Consider the following 17,780-nt stretch of genomic DNA (forward strand, 5'->3'; position numbering starts at 1 on the left):
CGGCCAGCGGGCATCATGCAGGCCATGAATGGCCAAGACACCCAAGACAACCAGTCCGTCGCGCTCTACTGGGACTTCGAGAACCTGCACGCCAGCCTGGTGGAAGCCGCCTTCGGCGAAGGCACCTACGGCAAGCCCGACAACCGCTTCAAGGTGCAGGAGCCGCTGGTGCAGGTGCAGGCCGTGCTGGAGCTGGCCGCCTCCTTCGGGCCGGTGGCCATCAACCGCGCCTACTGCAACTGGCAGTACTTCGGCCGCTACCGCGACGCGCTGCTGCAGGGCGCGGTGGAGCTGATCCAGCTCTTTCCGCCCGGCGCCTCCGCCAAGAACGGCGCCGACATCAAGCTGTGCCTGGACGCGGTGGAGGACATCACCCGCTTCGGCCACATCGGCACCGTGATCATCGTGGGCGGCGACAGCGACTTCATGCCGGTAGCGCAGAAGGTCAAGGCCGCGGGCCGGCGGCTCATCGGCATCGGCACCCGGCGTTCCACCAACCGCCACTGGGCCAAGAGCTGCCATGAATTCCGCTACTACGACAGCCTGGTGGCCGACGAAGCACCTGCCACGGCCTCCACGCCCAGCCCTGCGCCCACGCCGGAAGAGCAGGCCAACGCCACCATCGAGCGCGCCGTCAGGCTGCTGGCCGAATCGAAGGGCGATGCCTGGGTGAACAAGGCGCCCATCCTGAACATGGTGCGCCGGCTCGATCCCACCTTCGACCCGAAGGAGTTCGGCCACCCCACCTTCTCCGCCATGCTCAAGACGCTGGAGGGCACGCTGTTCGACACCCGCAAGGGCGAGTTCGACCAGCAGCTGCGCCTGCGCACTGTCGTACAGCCGGATACCGGAACTCCCGCGCTGCGCGGGGTGTCCGACGAGCTTCCCTGACTGCCCGGCCAACGGCCGCCCGACACACCATGCAAGCCACCGAACAACGCGCGTTGCTGACCATCGCCCTGCTGGCCGCCTTTGCCGATGGCGAGAAGGCCGACACCGAGCGCGAGGAGATCAAGCGCATCGCCGACAGTCTGGCCGGCGAGTCCGGCACGCCGGCCCTGGCCGGCCTGTACCAGGACGTGTTGCTCAAGCGGGTGAACGTGGCGCAGGCTGCGGCCGCACTACCCGACGAAGGCCAGCGCCTGCTGGCCTACGAGATGGCGGTGTGCGTGTGTGATGCCGATGGCGCGCAGTCACCCGCCGAGCAGGCCTTCCTGTCGCAGCTGAAGTCGGCGCTCAAGCTGGGCCGCACCCAGACGGCCGAGGTGGAACGCGAGGCCGATGCCATCGCCGCGGTGCCGGTCACCGTGCCGCCACTGCTGGCCACTGCCACACCGGCGCCAGCCGCGCAGGTACCCACCGCCGACCTGGACAGCTCCATCCTCAACCATTCGATCCTGAACGGTGCGCTGGAGCTGCTGCCCCAGAGCTGGGCCTCGATGGCCATCATTCCGCTGCAGATGAAGCTGGTCTACCGCATCGGCCAGGCACATGGCTACGAGCTGGACAAGGGCCACATCAAGGAGTTCATCGCCGCGGCCGGCGTGGGCCTCACCTCGCAGTACGTGGAGCAGTTCGGCCGCAAGCTGCTGGGCGGGCTGCTGGGCAAGGTGGGCGGCGGCCTGGGCCGAGGGCTGGGCAGCGCGGCCACCGGCATGGCGTTTTCGTTCGCCAGCACCTACGCACTGGGCCACCTGGCCAAGCGCTATTACGCCGGTGGGCGTCAGATGAACACCGCGATGCTGCAGGAGACCTTCCAGTCATTGCTGCAGCCGGCCAAGCAACTGCAGACGCAGTACCTGCCGCAGATCCAGCAGAAGGCCCGCACGCTGGACGCCGGGCAGATCCTGCAGATGGTGAAGTCGGCCTGAGCAATGCCGGGCGCCCGCGAAAGCGGAGCGCCAAAGAAAAAAGGCCTGCACTGTCGCGCAAGCCTTTTTCTTCGAGCGATTTGGTGGGCCCTGAGTGACTCGAACACTCGACCAACGGATTAAGAGTCCGCTGCTCTACCAACTGAGCTAAGAGCCCCTGATCTTGTCCAATTCCTGCATCAGCGAACTGGTGGGTTGTACAGGACTTGAACCTGTGACCAACGGATTAAAAGTCCGCTGCTCTACCGACTGAGCTAACAACCCGACTGAGTAATGAACCCGTCTGCAGAGCCCTGCACTATAGCATGTTTTTCGAGCTTGCCAATAGGCTTGGCCGAAATCAGCTGCTGGATGGTTTCGCCAGCAGCCACCAGGCCAAAGGTGGCGGTGACGGTGACGGTCGAGCCATAGCCATGGCAGTTGAGCGTGCCGTCGATGTCGCACTCGCCATCCGGCGCACGCACCGGCTCGCGAGAAAACACGCAGCGCACGCCGATGGCGCCCTGCCGCGGCGCGGCGCCGGCCTTGCGCAGCCGCTGGCGCATGGAAGCCAGCAGCGGGTCGTGCGTGGACAGCGAGAGGTCGTCGACTTCCACTTTCTGCGCCAACTGCTTGCCGCCAGCCGCGCCCACGGTGACCAGCGGCAGCTGCTCCCGCAAGGCCCACTCGGCCAGCACCAGCTTGGCCCGCACCTGGTCGCAGCAGTCGATCAAGGCACTGACGGGCACCGGCAGCAGCGCCGGCCAGTTGGTCGGCTCGACGAAGTCCTCGACGCAGATGACTTCGCAGCCCGGATGGATGTCGGCAATGCGGGCCTTCAGCGCCTCGGCCTTCGACTGGCCGATGGTGGCCCCCAGCGCCTGGATCTGCCGGTTGACGTTGGACTCGCTCACATGGTCCAGGTCGATCAGCACCAGCGTGGCCACGCCGCTGCGGGCCAGTGCCTCGGCCGCCCAGGAGCCCACGCCGCCCAGGCCGACCACCGCCACGCGGGCGGCACGCACGCGGGCATAGCCGGCATCGCCATACAGGCGGCGCAGGCCGCCGAAGCGGCGTTCCAGGTCGGCGTCGTGCTCCACGGAAGCGGGCTTACTTCAGCGCGGCCAGCCGTTCCTTGGCGGCCACCGACGCCTCGGATTGCGGATAGTTCTTCAGCAGCTCATTCAGCGTGACGCGGGCCGACTTGCTGTCCTTCATCTCCACCTGCGTGTTGGCCACCGCCAGCAAGGCCTCGGGGGCCTTGGGATGCGTGGGCGCAGCCGCCAGGAAGGCGCGGAAGGTGGCCACCGACTCCTTGTAGTCGCGCTTGCCGTACAGCGCATTGCCCAGCCAGAAGCGGGCGCTGTCGTTGTAGCCGCTGGCCGGGAAGCTGCGCACGAAGGCGGCCAGCGCATTGGAAGCGCCGGCAAAGTCGCCGCCACGCAGCAGCTTGATGGCCGCGTCGTACTGGCGGGTTTCCTCCGGATCGGCCAGGAACTCCTTGCCGTCCACCGCCACCTTCTGCGGCTCCAGCTTGCGCATGCGCTCGTCCACGCCCTGGGCGATGTCCTTCTGCTGGCGCTGCAGCTCGGACACGTCGCGCAGCAGCTGCTCCTGCTGGCCGCGCAGGCGCGCGTTGTCGCTGCGCAGCGCTTCCAGCTGGGCATTCAGGTCGAGCAGGCTGCGGCGCACCTGCTCGTTGCTTTCGTTCAGGCGGGCCAGCGCGGCCTTGAGCTGGTCCTCCGTGGCGGCCTGCTTGCTGCGCAGTTCGAGGATGGCACGGCGCGCGTCCTCGTCCTCGAACAAGGCCGCGTTGGCGCTGAAGGCCAACGCCGCCAGGGCCGCCGCGATCAGCGTGCGGCGCATCTCACTTGTCCTTGATCTCGGCGCGGCGGTTCTGCGCATAGGCGGACTCGTCGCTGCCCTGCACCGCCGGACGCTCCTTGCCGAAGCTGGTGGCTTCCACCTGCGTCGCGGAGGCGCCCAGCAGCGTCAGCGCACGGGCCACGGCCTCGGCACGCTTCTGGCCGAGGGCCAGGTTGTATTCGCTGCCGCCGCGCTCGTCGGTGTGGCCTTCCACGGCCACGCGCTTGTTGCGGTCGGCGGCCAGCGCGCGGGCGTTGGCTTCGATCACGTTGCGGTATTCGTCCTTGACGCTGAAGCTGTCGAAGTCGAAGTACACGACACGCGGCAGGTTGCTGCCGGCATTGTTGCGCGACGCGCCGAGGTCGACCGTGGCCACGCCCGACTGGCCTGCGCCGCCGGTGGCACCACCCGCATTGCCCGCGGGATTGCGCGACTCCACCGGCACGTTGCCGGCGTTCTCATCGAGCTTGACGTTGGAACCGCAGCCGGCCAGCAGGGCGGCGACGGCCAGGGCGCCGAGGGAAGAACGAAAAGCAGTCATGGTGCTTCCTTTCGATTTGCGAAGTGGAGGGGTTTGAATGGGTACTTCGGGTGCGGACGCTCAACGGCCGAACGGGCCCCACACGGGCTCGCGGACGTCGACGCCCGAGGACAGCAGCCGGGCCTTGATCTTGCCGTCCAGCGTGGTGGTCATCAGCACGTCGCGGCCCTGGGCACGCGTGGCGTAGATGAGCAGCCGGCTGTTGGGTGCGAAGCTCGGGCTCTCGTCGCTGCTGGTGTCGGTGATCGTCTGCGCATTTCCGCCGGCGGCATCGGCCACCACCAGCTTGAAGCCGCCGCCCTGGCGCGTGACCCAGGCCATCGAGCGGCCATCGGGGCTGAGCGTCGGGCTGATGTTGTAGTTGCCGGTGAAGCTCACCCGGTCGGCACCGCCACCGCCGGCAGGCATGCGGTAGACCTGCGGGCTGCCGCCGCGGTCGCTGACGAAATAGAGCCAGCGCCCATCGGGCGAGAACGCCGGCTCGGTGTCGATGGCCATGGTGTTGGTGATGCGGCGCAGGTTGCCGCCGTCGCGCCCCATCAGGAACAGCTGCGAGCCGCCATCGCGCGACAGCGTGACCGCCAGTTGCGAGCCGTCGGGCGACCAGGCCGGCGCGCTGTTGCTGCCGCGGAAGTTGGCCACCTGACGGCGCTGGCCGGAGCTCACGTCCTGGATCCAGACCACCGCCTTGCGCGTCTCGAAGGACACATAGGCCAGCTCGCGGCCATCGGGCGACCAGGCGGGCGAGATGATGGGCTCGGGACTGGCCAGGGCGACCTGACCGCCTTCGCCATCGGCGTCGGTCACGCGCAGGCTGTAGCGGTTGGCGCTGCGGGTGACATAGGCGATGCGGGTGGAGAACACGCCGCGCTCGCCGGTGAGCTTCTCGTACACGGCATCGGCGATGCGGTGGGCGGCCAGGCGCAGGTCGCCGGCCACCACGGGCAGGCTTTGGCCGCCGAGGTCGGCGCCCTTGACGATGTCCCAGAGCTTGTAGCGCACGTCGAAGCGGCCGTCGGCCAGCCGCGTGACCGAGCCCAGCAGCAGGGCATCGGCACCGCGGCCGCGCCATTCGGCGATGGCGGGCGAGGCAGTCTCGTCCAGCGTGCCCGGCGCATCGACGTTGCGGAACAGGCCGCTGCGCTCCAGGTCGGCGCGCACGATGGAGGAGATGGACTGTCCGGAGGCGTCCTCGCCCCGGAACGCGGCGATGGCCACCGGCAATTGCGTGGCACCAACGCCGCTGATCTCGACGCGGAATTGCGCGAGCGATGGCAGCGAAAGGGAGGCGCCCAGTGCGCCGAGCAGGGTTCTACGACGGGTCATGGCGGGAATGGACCCGCAAGGCGGCAATCGGTTCACTCAGTGGAGATAGGCTGGCCTTGATGCCCGGGATTGTAGGCACCGGCGCTGATAATCGCCGCCGATGCCGACCTTGCTGCAACGCCTGGGGCGCGTGGCGCCCTACTTCCGACCGAGCCGTCCAGGCATCCTGATTGCCATGATGGCCGCGGCCATCAGCGCCGCCACGGAGCCGATGATTCCGGCCCTGCTGAAGCCCTTGCTGGACAAGGGCTTCACCGGCACCACGTTCTCGTTGTGGCTGGTGCCGGCGGCCATCATCGGCCTGTACATCGTGCGTGGCGCCGCCACCTTCCTGGCGCAGTACGCGTTGAGCTGGGCCGCCAATGGCGCGGTGCTGAACCTACGCGAGGCCATGTTCTGCCGCCTGCTGGACGCGGCGCCGGGCCTGTACGGCAGCCACACCGCCAGCGGCCTGACCAACACCGTGGTGTACGAGGTGCAGCAGGGCGCCGACCGGCTGGTGAATGCGCTGCTCACGCTGGTGCGGGACTCGCTCACCGTGGTGGCGCTGTTCGGCTACCTGCTGTGGCTGAACTGGCGGCTCACGCTGTTCGTGGTGGTGCTGGCACCGGCCGTGGCGGTGGTGATGCGGGTGGTCTCGCGACGGCTGCAGAAGCTGGCGGTGCTGGGCCAGAACGCCACCGACGACCTGGCCTACGTGGTCGAGGAGAACGTGCTGGCCTGGCGCATCGTGCGGCTGCACGGGGCCGGGCGCTCGCAGCTCGAGCGCTTCAAGGACCAGGGGCGGCGGCTGCGGCGGCTGGTGATGAAGTCGGCTGCGGCCGGTGCCATCGTCTCGCCCATCACGCAGCTGCTGGCGGCGCTGGCGCTGTCGTCGGTGATCGCGATGGCGCTGTGGCAGGCCCGCACGGGCGACGGTGCCAGCGTCGGCGACTTCGTCGCCTTCGTCACCGCGATGCTGATGATGACCTCCCCGATGAAGCACCTGGCCGACGTGGCCGCGCCCCTGACGCGCGGCCTGGCCGCGCTGGAGCGCGGCATCGACCTGGTGGAAAAGGTGGCGCCCGAGACCGGCGGCAGCCATGCGCCCGAGGGCCGCAGCCGCGGCGAGCTGACGCTGCAGCAGGTGGGCCTGCGCTACCGGCCCGACCAGCCGCCGGCGCTGGACGACGTGAGCCTGGCCCTGAAGGCCGGCGAAACGGTGGCCCTGGTGGGCCCTTCCGGCGCCGGCAAGTCGTCGCTGGTGCACCTGCTGCCACGCTTCATCGAACCCACGGCGGGCACCATCACGCTGGACGGCGTGCCGCTGGCGCAGTGGCAGATGGCGGCGCTGCGCCGGCAGTTCGCGCTGGTGAGCCAGGACGTGGTGCTGTTCAACGACACGCTGGCCGCCAACGTGGCGCTGGGCGACACGCTGGACGAGCCGCGGGTGCAGGCCGCGCTGCGTGATGCCAACCTTCATGAGTTCGTCGAGCGGCTGCCGCAGGGCATCCATACCGTCATCGGCCACAACGGCAGCCAGCTCTCGGGCGGCCAGCGGCAGCGCGTGGCCATTGCACGGGCCATCTACAAGAACGCACCCATCCTGATCCTGGACGAGGCCACCTCCGCCCTGGACAGCGAAAGCGAGCGCGCGGTGCAACAGGCGCTGGAGCGGCTGATGCAGGGCCGAACCACGCTGGTCATCGCGCACCGGCTGTCCACCATCGAGCATGCGGACCGCGTGGTGGCCATGGAGCACGGCCGCGTGGTGGAGCAAGGCACGCACGCCGAGCTGCTGGCCCGCGGCGGCCTGTATGCGCGGCTGCATGCGATGCAGTTCCGCGGCACCTGAAGGAACATGCCGGCCATGCCCAACCCGCCCACCATCCGCACCATCGCCGCCACGCGCTACGTCACGCCGCTGCGCGAGGGCGGCTCGCTGCCCGCGGTGGTGGAGGCCTGCGACCAGGGCCTGTACGTGCTCAAGTTCCGCGGTGCCGGCCAGGGGCCCCGGGCCCTGATCGCCGAGCTGGTGGCTGGCGAGCTGGCCCGCGCGGTCGGCCTGCGGGTGCCCGAGATCGTGTTCATGCAGCTCGACCCCGAGATGGCCCGCACCGAGCCCGACCCGGAGATCCAGGACCTGATCCGCGCCAGCGCGGGCCTGAACCTCGCGCTGGACTACCTGCCCGGCAGCGTCACCTTCGACCCGCTGGTGCAGCGGCCCGATGCCGACGAGGCATCGGCCGTCGTCTGGCACGACGCGTTCACCACCAACATCGACCGCACGCCGCGCAATGCCAACCTGCTGCTGTGGCACCGCCGGCTGTGGCTGATCGACCATGGCGCGGCGCTGTTCTTCCACCATGACTGGAACGATTACCTGGTGCGCGCGACCAGTGCCTTCGCGCATGTGAAGGACCATGTGCTGCTGCCGCACGCCAGCCGGCTGGCCGAGGCCGATGCGCGCCTGGGCGCGCTGCTGGATGAAGACGTCATCCGCGCCATCGTGGACCTGATACCCGACCAATGGCTGGGCGGCGATGTGCCGTTCGCCAGCATCGCTGAACACCGCGATGCCTACCTTCAGTATTTCTGCAGGCGGCTGAAGGCGCCACGCGCCTTCGCCGCCGAAGCCGTGCGCGCCCATGCCGCGCTGAACACCGCCCCGCGCCGATGACCACCGCCCCCGATCCGCTGCGCTTCGCCTGCCACTACGACTACGCCATCGTGCGCGTGGTGCCGCGCGTGGAGCGGGGCGAGTTCATCAATGCCGGCGTGATCCTCTCGTGTGCCTCGCGCCGCTTCCTGCAGGCACGCATCGAGCTGGACGAGGCCCGGCTGCTGGCGCTGGACCCGTCGGTGGACCTGGATGCCATCAACGCCGCGCTGGCGGCGATCCCGCGCATCTGCGAAGGGGGTGCGGCGGCAGGCGCGCTGGGCCTGCTGCCGGTGCGCGAGCGGTTCCACTGGCTGGTGGCGCCGCGCAGCGCCAGCATCCAGACTTCGCAGGTGCACACCGGACGCTGCGACGACCTGCCGCTGGCCATGGAGCAGCTGCTGGCGCGCATGGTGCGCCCGCCGCTGCCCCGGCCGCCGGCTACTTGACGACGGTGGCGCCGGTGCTGCCCTGCCCGCCCTGGCCGTACAGGATCTTGCGCTGGGCTTCCTTTTCCTCGTCGGTCAGCTCGCGCGGCGGGTTGATCTGCTGCGCCAGTGCATAGGCGCGCTGCACCGCGGGCCGTGCCTGCACGGCGTTGAACCAGCGCTGCAGGTTCGGGAAGTCCTCCAGCTTCTGCTCGTGCAGCTTGTGCGGCACCACCCAGGGATAGCTGGCCATGTCGGCGATGGAATAGTCGCCGGCGATGAACTCGCGGTCGGCCAGGCGCTTGTCCAGCACGCCGTACAGCCGCGCCGTTTCCTTCACGTAGCGCTCGATCGCATAGGGGATCTTCTCCGGCGCGGCCATGTGGAAGTGGCCGTTCTGCCCGGCCATCGGGCCCAGCCCGCCCATCTGCCAGAACAGCCACTGCAGCACCTCGGTGCGCCCGCGCAGGTCCTGCGGGATGAAGCGGCCGGTCTTGTCGGCCAGGTACAGCAGGATGGCACCCGACTCGAACACCGACAGCGGGCCGCCGCCGCCTGCCGGCTCGGTGTCGACGATGGCCGGGATGCGGTTGTTGGGCGAGATGCGCAGGAACTCGGGCTGGAACTGCTCGCCCTTGCCGATGTTCACCGGATGTACCTGGTAGGGCAGCCCCGATTCCTCCAGGAAGATGCTGATCTTGTGGCCGTTGGGCGTGGTCCAGTAGTGCAGGTCGATCATGTTGCCGCTCGGGTTGCCAAAGCGGACATGATCGGACAAGCCGGCGCCCGCGGCCGAGGGCCGGCGCAAGGCCCCGCGGCACGGCGGGTTGGCCGCCCTCGGTTACACCGACAGTCCTTCAAGCCGTACAGGAGTGACCATGGCCCATGAGCCCCCTCGCCAGACCGCCGCCGACTTCCATCCCGAAGTGCTGCGGCTGTTCGACCAGTACGTGCATGGCCAGCTGGACCGGCGCGGCTTCATCGACGGCGCCGCCCGCTTTGCCGTGGGCGGCACCACCGGCGCCGCGCTGCTGGCGGCGCTGAGCCCGCGCTTCGCGCAGGCGCAGCAGGTGCCCGCCGGCGACGCCCGCATCCGCACCGAAACGGTGGAGTTCGATTCGCCGCGCGGCTACGGCAAGGGCCGCGGCTACCTCGCCCGACCGGCCGGCGCGTCGGGGCCGCTGCCCACGGTGCTGGTGGTGCATGAGAACCGCGGCCTCAATCCGCACATCGAGGACGTGGCGCGTCGGCTGGCGCTGGAGAACTTCATCGCCCTTGCGCCGGATGCGCTGTTCCCGCTCGGCGGTTATCCCGGCGACGAGGACAAGGCGCGCGAGCTGTTCAGCAAGCTCGACCAGTCGAAGACGCAGGAAGACTTCATTGCCGCCAGCAACCACCTGAAGACGGTCGACGGCGGCAACGGCAGGCTGGGCGTGGTGGGCTTCTGCTATGGCGGCGGCATTGCCAACTTCCTGGCGACCCGCCTGCCCGAGCTGGGCGCGGCGGTGCCCTTCTACGGCATGGCACCGCCGGCGGACCAGGTGCCCAAGATCAAGGCGGCGCTGTTGATCGTCTATGCCGAGAACGACGAGCGCATCAATGCCAGCTGGCCCGGCTACGAAGCGGCCCTGAAGGCGGCCAACGTGCCCTTCAATGCGATGAAGTACCCGGGCACGCAGCACGGCTTCCACAACGACACCACGCCGCGCTACGACAAGGCGGCCGCGCAGCAGGCCTGGGCGCGCACGCTGGAGCTGTTCAACCGCACGCTGCGCGCCTGAACGCCGCGGCCGCGCGGCGCCTCAGGTTCCAACCCCGCGCGGCACCACGCCCAGGTCGCGCCACGCGGCCGGATGGCAGGTGAAGATCAGCACCTGGTGGCGCTGGGCGGCGTCGTACAGCACGCGCTTCATCTGGCCGAGGCGGTCCTCGTCGGTGTTGACCAGCGCATCGTCAAGGATGAGCAGCGTGGGCCGGCCGGCCTCCTGCAACAGGTCGGCATAGGCCAGCCGGGCGACGATGCCCATCTGCTCGCGTGCGCCGATGCTCAGGTCCTCGAAGCTGCCGCTCTCCGGCCCGCGCGGGCCGGTGCGGGTGATGGCGCCGGGCGACAGGTCGTCCGCCACCTCCACATGCGCCCCGGGGAACAGGATGCCGAGGTAATGGTCCAGGTGCTTCTGAAGCGGCGCGCGCAGCCGGCGGGCCAGGGCCGAGCGCTTCTCGCGCAGCAGGCCCAGCAGGTGATCGAGCGCGGCGGCGCGGCGGGCCAGTTCGGTGGCGCGGCGGCTGGCGGCTTCCAGCTCGCGCTCGCGCTCGGCGCGCTGCTCCTCCAGGCCCAGCGCGCCCTTGGTCTCCAGCTCCACCTCCAGCCGAGTGATGTCCTGGCGGCGGCGTTCATGCGCTTCCTCCAGCTGCTGGGCGCTGCGGGACAGGCGGTCCACGTCCTGCCGCAGCAGCGCCAGGTTCAGCGCCTTCAGCTCGGCGGCGGTGGCCTCCACGCGCTGCTGTGCCGTGGCCTCCTGCGCGGCGGTGTCCACCAGCGCCTGCTGTGCAGCGATCTTGCGCTGGCCGCGCCGGGCGTCCTGCGCCGTGGCCTGGGCGGCGGCCAGTTCCTGGCGGGCGGCCTCATGGTCGCTCTGCGCCTTGCCGGCGGCCACCCGGGCCTGGCTGAGGGCCTGGGCCGCCGCGGCCAGGGCGGCCGCCGCGCGCTCGGCCTGGGCCTGCACGCTGGCCGGGTCGGGCCCGGCCTGGCCATCCTCCGCGGCGGCCGGCAGGCCGGCCAGCGCGGCACGCAGCTCGCCCGCCCGTGCAGTGCGCGCAGCCAGCTCGGCCTGAAGCGCCTCCACGCCCTGGGGCGCCAGCGCCTGCAGCACCTTGCCGCTGGCCTGCGCCTCCTGCTGCCGCTGCACGGCCTGGCGCGCACGCTCCTCGGCTTCGGCCAGGTGCGCCACGCGCAGGCCCTGCAGCAGGCTGGCCTGCTCGGTGGCCAGGGCGTCGCGCTGTGCCTTCAATGCCGGGATGTCCGCGCCGCCCGGCTGCACGCCGATGCGGCCCAGGCCTTCGATCACGAGGTCGGTGCGGCTGACCACGGTGCGGCGGCCGCGGCCCTGCAACGGCTCGTCGCCCAGGCGCACCTGGCAGCCGTCCAGCAGTTCGAACTCCAGCGTGGTGGCTGCCGCCTCCAGCCGCACATCCGCCTCGCGCAGCGATTGCGCCACGCGCTTCAGCCGCTGCAGCTCGGCCGGTGCGATGGCCAGGGCCTGCGCCTCGGCCTGCAGGCGGATGCCGCGCTGGCGCTCCTCCTGCGCGCGGCGCAAGGCGTCGGCGAGGGCGCCCAGGCTGGCGTCCAGTTCGGCCGCATGGCGGGCCAGTTCCGCCCGCGTGGCGGCGGCCTGCACCCGTTGCTGCAGCTGGCGGGCCTGGGCATCGGCGTCCATCGCTTCCTCATGCCGGCGCTGCCAGGATTGCAGCTCGGCCTGGGCCGCGGCTTCCATCGCCGCCTTGTGCGACAGCGCCTGCTGGCGCGTGGCCACGGCCGCATCGTCACGCGCCAGGGCGTCCAGCTCCGAACGCAAGGCCGCGGCCTGCGTGCGCCACTGCTGCAGTGCCGCCTGCTCGGCCTGCTGGCGCGCTTCCAGGCCCTGTGCGGCCTGCAGCCGGGCCACTGCGGCCTGGTGCTGTTCACGCACGCCGGCCCAGGGCCGCGCCTGTGCGTCGCGCTCGTGTGCACGGCGCAGGCCGGCCAGCCGGTCCACGCTGTCCTGGTAGGCACCGATCTCGCGGTCCAGGGCTTGCAGCTGCCCGGCCAGCTCGGCCTGCCGTGCCAGCGCTGCCCCGTACTCGCCCTTCGGGTTGCCGGTGGCCGGTGTCAGAAGTTCGTTGCGCAGGCCTTCCACCGTGCGCAGCAGAGCATCGCCGCCGGACGCGGTGAGCTCGCCCATGGATTCACCCAGCACCTGGCGCAGATGGTCGGCGGCGTACTGCACCGCGTCGGCCAGCTCGTGGGCGGTGCCCTGGCGGATCCACAGCAGGCCGGGAATGCCCATGTGCTCGGGCGCGCTGGCGCCCTTGCCGGGGAACTTGAAGCCCAGCAGGCCGGCCAGGTGGTCCTCGGCGGCGGCGCCATCCAGCGGCGGCTGGCCGGCAATCACCAGCTCGCAGCGCTTCTTGCCCAGGAAGGCCTTGGTCAGCCGGTGCTGCCGCCCGCCCAGCTCGAAGTCCACCTCCACCGTGGGCGTGGCCGACGGCTCACCCCAGGGCCGCAGATGCTCCACGCTGTTGGAGCGGTGACGCTCGAAGAAGGCGGCACGGATGGCCTCGGCCACGGTGCTCTTGCCGCACTCGTTGGGCGCGGCAAACAGGTTCAGGCCGTCGGCAAAGCCTTCCAGCAGCAGCGGTTCGCGGAAGCGCTTGAAGCTCCTGATGCACAGGCGGCGCAGCTTCATGCGCCGGCCCTCGGCCGGGCAGGGGACGGCGCGGCCTGCTCATCCAGCAGGCGGGCCAGGATCAGCAGCGCATCCCGGGCCGTGCGGGCCTGGGGATCGTCCGCTTCGCCGCCGGCCTGATCCGCGCGCAGCTGCTGCAGCACCTCGCCCACGTAGCCGTCGGCATGCAGCGCGGCGAGGTCCTCGGGCGTGGGCTCCAGCCGCAGGCCGTGGGCCTCGTGCACCAGCGCGCGCACACGGGCGCGGGCGCTGTCCACCGCGGCCTGCAGCCGGCGCTGGCCTTGCAGGTCGCACAGGCCTGCGACGCGGAACTGCAGCACGTCGTCCGGGCCGGTGGCTTCCAGAAGGCGCAGGATGTCGTCCAGGTCGCTGGGTACCGCCAGGCGCGCGTCCAGCTGGCGCCAGCGGTAGCGGCCGGTGGGCAACGGCTGCACCTGCGGCGGCGCGCCCGGGCCGGCCAGCGTGACCAGCAGCGCCTGGCCCGAGTCGTTGGCCTTGAAGCGGTCGGTCTCCGGCGTACCGGCATACCAGCAGCGATCGTCGATGCGGCGGGTGCCGTGCCAGTCGCCCATCGCCAGGTAGTCCAGCCCGGCGCTGGCCGCGCGGTCGGCGGCGATGGGATTGGCCGAGTCCAGCTCTTCGGGCAGCACGCCCTGCACGCAGCCATGGGCCAGGCCGATGCGCGGCAGGCCTGCGGGCGTGGCGGCGGCGGCAAACCAGTCGGTGAGGTCGGCATGGGTGTGCCGCTGCACCAGCGGCGCGGGCAGCACCGCCAGCCGGTCGGCCACCAGTTGCACGCCGGGCTGCAGGCAGGTGATGGCGTTGGGCGGCACCGCGCCCAGCCGGTGCGCGCGCTGCCAGACCGACTCAGCCAGCGCGGCGTCATGGTTGCCGGGCAGCAGCAGCCAGGGGCCGGCGTAGGCCTGCATCGCGTTGAAGAGGCGGCGGATGGTCTTGTCCGACACCGTCTGTGCATCGAACACGTCGCCGGCCACCAGCACCGCATGCACCTCGTGCTGCCGTGCCAGCGCGGCCAGCCGCTCGACGACCTGGAAGCGCGCCTCGAACAGCGCCTGCGCATCGTCAGGTTCGAACTGGGCGTAGATGCGGCCGATCTGCCAGTCGGCGGTGTGGAGCAGGCGCAGGGTCAAGCGCCCCCCTACAACAACACGATGTCGTACTGCTCCGGATTCGACGTCGGCTCGGCCGACAACGAGATCGGCTTGCCGATGAAGTCCGACAACCCGGCCAGGTGCTGGCTTTCCTCGTCCAGCAGCATCTCCACCACGGCGGCGCTGGCCACCACGCGGAATTCCTTGGGGTCGAACTGGCGGGCCTCGCGCAGGATCTCGCGCAGGATGTCGTAGCAGACGCTGCGCGGGGTCTTCACCTGGCCGCGGCCGGCGCAGGTGGGGCAAGGCTCGCACAGCATGTGGGCCAGCGACTCGCGCGTGCGCTTGCGCGTCATCTCCACCAGCCCCAGCTGAGTGAAGCCGCTCACCGTGGTCTTGGTGCGGTCGCGCGCCAGCTGCTTGCGGAACTCGGCCAGCACCGCAGCCTGGTGCTCCTCGCGCGCCATGTCGATGAAGTCGACGATGACGATGCCGCCCAGGTTGCGCAGCCGCAGCTGCCGGGCAATGGCGCCGGCGGCTTCAAGGTTGGTCTTGAAGATGGTGTCGTCGAAGTTGCGCGCACCCACGTAGCCGCCGGTGTTCACGTCCACCGTGGTCAGCGCCTCGGTCTGGTCGATGATGAGGTAGCCGCCGCTCTTCAGGTCGACCCGCCGCGCCAGCGCGCGGGCGATCTCGTCGTCGATGTTGAACAGGTCGAAGATCGGCCGCTCGCCGCGGTAGAGCTCCAGCCGCCGCACAGAGGTGGGCGTGTAGGTGGCGCCAAAGCCGGCCAGGTGCTCGTACTGCAGCCGCGAGTCGATGCGCACCGTGTGGGTGGTGTCGGTGATCAGGTCGCGTAGCACCCGCTCGGCCAGCGTCAGGTCCTGGTGCAGCAGCGTGCCGGGCGGGCGTGCATGGCTGCGTTCGCGGATCGAGGCCCAGGTCTTGCGCAGGTAGGCGATGTCGTCGGCCAGCTCGGGGTCGGTGGCGTCCTCGGCATTGGTGCGCAGGATGAAGCCGCCACCACCGCCCTCCTCGGGCTTGCCCACCAGCACCGCCATGCGCTGGCGCAGCTGCTCGCGCAGCTCGTGGCTGCCGATCTTCTGCGAGATGCCGATGTGGTTGTCCTGCGGCAGGTACACCAGCAGCCGGCCGGCGATGCTGATCTGCGTGGACAGCCGTGCGCCCTTGCTGCCGATGCTGTCCTTGATGACCTGCACCGTCAGCGTCTGGCCCTCGAACACCTGGCGCTCGATGGGCACCGGCGTCTGCATGCCGCCATGGTCGCTGCGCGGCGGGCTGGTGTGCAGGTCGGCCACGTGCAGGAAGGCGGCGCGGTCCAGTCCGATGTCGATGAACGCACTCTGCATGCCGGGCAGCACCCGCACCACCTTGCCCAGGTAGATGTTGCCCACCAGGCCGCGCTCCAGCGCGCGTTCGATGTGCAGCTCCTGCACCGCGCCGTTCTCGACGATGGCGACGCGTGTTTCCTGGGGAGTCCAGTTGATGAGGATGTCTTGCATGACGGTTCTGTTCTTGTGCGGAGCAGCGCCGCGGGCGTTCCGGCAGCGCTTGTCTCGTGGATGGAGCCCGTCTGCGGATAGGGGCCGGACCATCATACCGGCGGCCCCGCCGGGGCGTCAGAACAGCACGCGCGCCCTTCGCAGCAGCGTGGCCGTCTCGTGCAGCGGCAGTCCCATGATCCCCGAGTAGCTGCCTTCGATGTGCGCCACGAAGACCGCCGCCGGACCCTGGATGCCGTAGGCGCCGGCCTTGCCGAAGGGCTCGCCGGTGTCGATGTAGCGGCGGATGTCCTGTGCCGACAGCTCGGCGAAGCGCACGCGCGACACGCTCATCTCCAGCAGCGTGGCTCGGCCGCTGCTCACCGCCACGGCCGTGAGCACGCGGTGCGTGCGGCCGGACAGGGCAGCGAGCATCTCGGCCGCCTCGGCCGCATCCGCCGGCTTGCCGAGGATGCGGCGGCCGATGGCCACCGTGGTGTCGCTGGCGAGGATCGGCGCCTCGGCCAGCCCGCGCCTGGCCAGCCGCTTGCGCGCCGCGTCCAGCTTCAGCCGGGTGACGCGGCGCACGTAGTCGGCCGGCAGCTCGCCGCTGCGCACTTCCTCCAGCCGCTCGGCGTTTTCCATGCGGTCGGGCAGCAGCAGCTCGTGCTGCACGCCGATCTGGTCGAGCAGCTGGCGCCGCCGCGGGCTTTGCGAGGCGAGGTAGAGGAAGCGGTGCATGCCCGCGGGCGGCTTGATCACGGTGCTCATTCGCCGGTGCTCATTCGCGGTGATAGGGATGACCGGCGGTGACCGACCACGCGCGGTACAGCGCCTCGGCCAGCAGCACCCGTACGAAGGCATGCGGCAGCGTGAGGTCGGAGATGCGCAGCGTCTCGTCGGCCGTGGCCTTCAAGGCCGCGTCCAGCCCGTCCGGGCCGCCGACGAGGAACACCACGTCGCGACCATCGCCCAGCCAGAAGCGCAGCCGGTCGGCCAGCTGCACCGTGGTCATGCGGGTGCCGCGCTCGTCCAGCACCACGCGGCGCGCGCCCTTCGGGATGGCGGCTTCCAGCCGCTGCGCCTCGGCGGCCATCATCGCGGAGGCGGGCTTGCCGGCGGTGCGTGGTTCGGCCTTGAGCGCCTTCAGCTCGAGCTTCAGCTCAGGCGGAAAGCGCTTGGCGAAGTCGGCATAGGCCTCCTCGGCCCACGCCGGCTGGCGTTGGCCGATGGCCGCGATGACCAGCCGCACGGCGGGCGACGCGCTGCGCTCAGCCGCGCGGCGTGGCCGGCTTCTTGGCGCCGGCGTGGCGGGCCGAGATCTTCTTGGCCGGCGCGGCCTTGGCCGCCGCCTTCTTGGCGGCCGGGGCCGCCGTCTTGCGGGCCGCCGACTTCACCGCCACGCTGCGGCCGGCCACCTTCTTGGTGGCAGGGCGGGCCTGCGCGGGGTCGTTGACGACGATCTTCTGCACGCGCTCGGGCGTGCTGGTCGACGCCGCGGTCTTGCGGGCCGCGGCCTTCCTGGCCGGTGCGCGGGTGGAGGCCGTTGGGCGCGAGGCCGGGTCGTTGACCTGCTTGGCGAAGGCCGACTTCGCGGCAGCCTTCTTCGCCGGCGCCTTCCTGGCCGCGGCCTTCTTCGCCGCAGCCTGGGGCGCCGGTGCCTCGTCGGCCTCGTCCTCGTCGTCGTCCGACTCGTCCTCGCTGGCCTGCGGCAGGCCGCGCTTCTTGGTCTCGATCTTCATGCGCACGGCCTTGCCGCCCCAGATTTCCTCCAGGTGGTAGTACTCGCGGATACCGGGCTGCATGATGTGGGCGACGGCGGCGCCGCAGTCCACGATGATCCATTCGCCGTTGTCCTCGCCCTCGGTGCGCAGCACCTGCAGGCCGCTGGCCTTGACGGCGTCGCGCACGCTGGCGGCCAGCGCCTTGGTCTGGCGGTTGCTCGTTCCCGACGCGACGATCACGCGTTCGAACAGCGGCGACAGGTGCTCCGTGTTGAAGACCACGATGTTCTGGGCCTTCACGTCTTCCAGGCCATCGACGATGGCGCGCTGCAGTTTGCGGATGTCCAT

17 protein-coding genes and 2 tRNA genes are annotated in these 17,780 nt (G+C 70.5%); 6 read left to right on the forward strand and 13 right to left on the reverse strand.

The window, feature by feature from the left end; genetic code table 11:
- Positions 1–24: 24 nt before the first annotated feature.
- Both LRS14_RS08890 and LRS14_RS08895 read left to right on the forward strand, forming a co-directional pair.
- Entirely contained in the window at positions 25–891 is an 867-nt protein-coding gene (locus LRS14_RS08890) for an NYN domain-containing protein (RefSeq protein ID WP_257799311.1), read from the forward strand.
- Positions 888–1,871: a YcjF family protein gene (locus tag LRS14_RS08895; protein WP_257800438.1), complete on the forward strand. Its 984-nt coding sequence runs from the start codon at positions 888–890 to the stop codon at positions 1,869–1,871. Before LRS14_RS08890 ends, LRS14_RS08895 begins: the two co-directional genes overlap by 4 nt.
- Positions 1,872–1,952: 81 nt before the next feature.
- On the opposite strand, the gene LRS14_RS08900 is transcribed toward LRS14_RS08895, so the two are convergent.
- From LRS14_RS08900 to tolB, 6 genes are all read right to left on the reverse strand, one after another.
- Positions 1,953–2,028 (reverse strand) — tRNA-Lys (locus LRS14_RS08900).
- Positions 2,029–2,059: 31 nt separating this feature from the next.
- Positions 2,060–2,135 (reverse strand) — tRNA-Lys (locus LRS14_RS08905).
- A complete protein-coding gene (locus LRS14_RS08910) occupies positions 2,126–2,950 on the reverse strand; it encodes a ThiF family adenylyltransferase (protein WP_083440359.1) in 825 nt (274 codons plus the stop codon). Before LRS14_RS08910 ends, LRS14_RS08905 begins: the two co-directional genes overlap by 10 nt.
- Before the next feature lie 10 nt (positions 2,951–2,960).
- On the reverse strand, positions 2,961–3,755 hold the full coding sequence (gene ybgF, locus LRS14_RS08915; RefSeq protein WP_083440358.1) for a tol-pal system protein YbgF: 795 nt from the start codon (positions 3,753–3,755) through the stop codon (positions 2,961–2,963).
- On the reverse strand, positions 3,718–4,257 hold the full coding sequence (gene pal, locus LRS14_RS08920; protein ID WP_046111681.1) for a peptidoglycan-associated lipoprotein Pal: 540 nt from the start codon (positions 4,255–4,257) through the stop codon (positions 3,718–3,720). The genes ybgF and pal overlap by 38 nt, the downstream gene beginning before the upstream one ends.
- A 60-nt stretch (positions 4,258–4,317) precedes the next feature.
- Positions 4,318–5,583, reverse strand: a complete 1,266-nt coding sequence (gene tolB, locus LRS14_RS08925) for a Tol-Pal system beta propeller repeat protein TolB (RefSeq protein ID WP_046111680.1) — start codon at positions 5,581–5,583, stop codon at positions 4,318–4,320.
- Positions 5,584–5,683: 100 nt separating this feature from the next.
- Between tolB and msbA the strand changes: the two genes are divergently transcribed.
- Genes msbA through LRS14_RS08940 form a run of 3 tightly spaced genes read left to right on the forward strand, consistent with a single transcriptional unit; the run spans position 5,684 to position 8,670 of the window.
- Positions 5,684–7,417 (forward strand): lipid A export permease/ATP-binding protein MsbA, encoded by a 1,734-nt coding sequence (gene msbA, locus LRS14_RS08930; RefSeq protein ID WP_257799312.1) that lies wholly within the window; start codon positions 5,684–5,686, stop codon positions 7,415–7,417.
- 15 nt (positions 7,418–7,432) lie between these two features.
- Positions 7,433–8,242 carry a HipA family kinase gene (locus LRS14_RS08935; RefSeq protein ID WP_259376491.1) on the forward strand — a complete coding sequence of 270 codons (810 nt, stop codon included), beginning with the start codon at positions 7,433–7,435 and terminating at the stop codon, positions 8,240–8,242.
- Complete coding sequence (locus LRS14_RS08940; protein ID WP_257799313.1) at positions 8,239–8,670, forward strand: DUF3037 domain-containing protein; 432 nt, start codon at positions 8,239–8,241, stop codon at positions 8,668–8,670. The genes LRS14_RS08935 and LRS14_RS08940 overlap by 4 nt, the downstream gene beginning before the upstream one ends.
- On the opposite strand, the gene LRS14_RS08945 is transcribed toward LRS14_RS08940, so the two are convergent.
- Complete coding sequence (locus LRS14_RS08945) at positions 8,663–9,388, reverse strand: glutathione S-transferase N-terminal domain-containing protein (RefSeq protein WP_257799314.1); 726 nt, start codon at positions 9,386–9,388, stop codon at positions 8,663–8,665. The genes LRS14_RS08940 and LRS14_RS08945 overlap by 8 nt on opposite strands.
- A gap of 139 nt (positions 9,389–9,527) precedes the next feature.
- Here LRS14_RS08945 and LRS14_RS08950 point away from each other — a divergent pair, with 139 nt between their 5' ends.
- Positions 9,528–10,430, forward strand: a complete 903-nt coding sequence (locus LRS14_RS08950; protein ID WP_257799315.1) for a dienelactone hydrolase family protein — start codon at positions 9,528–9,530, stop codon at positions 10,428–10,430.
- A 21-nt stretch (positions 10,431–10,451) separates the two neighbouring features.
- On the opposite strand, the gene LRS14_RS08955 is transcribed toward LRS14_RS08950, so the two are convergent.
- From LRS14_RS08955 to rsfS, 6 genes are all read right to left on the reverse strand, one after another.
- Entirely contained in the window at positions 10,452–13,094 is a 2,643-nt protein-coding gene (locus LRS14_RS08955) for an AAA family ATPase (protein WP_257799316.1), read from the reverse strand.
- Complete coding sequence (locus LRS14_RS08960) at positions 13,091–14,239, reverse strand: DNA repair exonuclease (RefSeq protein ID WP_257800441.1); 1,149 nt, start codon at positions 14,237–14,239, stop codon at positions 13,091–13,093. The genes LRS14_RS08955 and LRS14_RS08960 overlap by 4 nt, the downstream gene beginning before the upstream one ends.
- Positions 14,240–14,253: 14 nt before the next feature.
- Complete coding sequence (gene rng / locus LRS14_RS08965) at positions 14,254–15,729, reverse strand: ribonuclease G (RefSeq protein ID WP_046111675.1); 1,476 nt, start codon at positions 15,727–15,729, stop codon at positions 14,254–14,256.
- 117 nt (positions 15,730–15,846) lie between these two features.
- Positions 15,847–16,449 (reverse strand): nucleoside triphosphate pyrophosphatase, encoded by a 603-nt coding sequence (locus LRS14_RS08970; RefSeq protein WP_046111855.1) that lies wholly within the window; start codon positions 16,447–16,449, stop codon positions 15,847–15,849.
- A gap of 40 nt (positions 16,450–16,489) precedes the next feature.
- Positions 16,490–16,960, reverse strand: a complete 471-nt coding sequence (gene rlmH, locus LRS14_RS08975) for a 23S rRNA (pseudouridine(1915)-N(3))-methyltransferase RlmH (RefSeq protein ID WP_046111674.1) — start codon at positions 16,958–16,960, stop codon at positions 16,490–16,492.
- A gap of 19 nt (positions 16,961–16,979) precedes the next feature.
- Positions 16,980–17,780: a ribosome silencing factor gene (gene rsfS / locus LRS14_RS08980; RefSeq protein WP_257799317.1), complete on the reverse strand. Its 801-nt coding sequence runs from the start codon at positions 17,778–17,780 to the stop codon at positions 16,980–16,982.

Source organism: Aquincola sp. J276, from assembly GCF_024700035.1.
GTDB classification, from domain to species: Bacteria; Pseudomonadota; Gammaproteobacteria; order Burkholderiales; family Burkholderiaceae_C; genus Aquincola; species Aquincola tertiaricarbonis.